Annotated in this window: 1 protein-coding gene; it reads right to left on the minus strand. The window is 58.6% G+C overall.

All coding sequences use genetic code 11. The features are described from left to right. Window positions 1-93 precede the first annotated feature (93 nt). Window positions 94-372, minus strand: coding sequence for a hypothetical protein (locus NKJ84_RS33135; RefSeq protein ID WP_352510024.1), 279 nt, complete (start codon window positions 370-372; stop codon window positions 94-96). Window positions 373-582: the final 210 nt, after the last annotated feature.

Here is a 582-nt window from a genome sequence, read left to right on the forward strand (position 1 = left end):
GCTGTGTCCCGTGCATAGATCATCGGGCAGCGCAACCTGGTAAGGCCACTCGCGGTCAATCTTGGCCCGCGAGGGGCGACGGCTGCGCATCGGTCAGTGGTGAGCGCCGGATTTCTTGTTCTCTCTCAGGTAAATGTCGGTCTGGTGGCGCATCGCATCCGAAAGCGACAACGCCAGATCGAGGTCTCCAGGATAGATCGCCAATATCCAAGTGGCCGTCAGCTCCGCGATAGCCTGTTTCTGGCTGACGTCGGACAGGCCACGCATTTGCTTTGCCATCTTGCTGACGGCCCGGTGAATGGCGGCCCGCTCGCGCCTTACCGTGGCATATATCTCGGGCTGCTCGGACTCGGTCGCAGTAATCGGCTTCATGGGGGTGTCTCTAATCTGCTGGCAGTGAACGAAATGAGAACATCAGAGTCAAGAGCCTCTTGAAGGAACAGGGCTTTTCTAGAGGGATGGCGCACGATCCGATCGACACGCTGGGCAAGGCAACCCGGCACAACATGCTTGTGAAGGCGGAATGCAGTTGCGGCAATGTCCGCTACTGCCGTTCGGCTGACCTGATGATGGTATATGGCG

It is taken from the genome of Mesorhizobium sp. M0048 (assembly GCF_040323405.1).
GTDB lineage: Bacteria > Pseudomonadota > Alphaproteobacteria > Rhizobiales > Rhizobiaceae > Mesorhizobium.

Bases quoted from the DNA above. Each gene is read 5' to 3' on its own strand.
- NKJ84_RS33135 (WP_352510024.1), bottom strand. From the start codon at position 372: ATGAAGCCGATTACTGCGACCGAGTCCGAGCAGCCCGAGATATATGCC.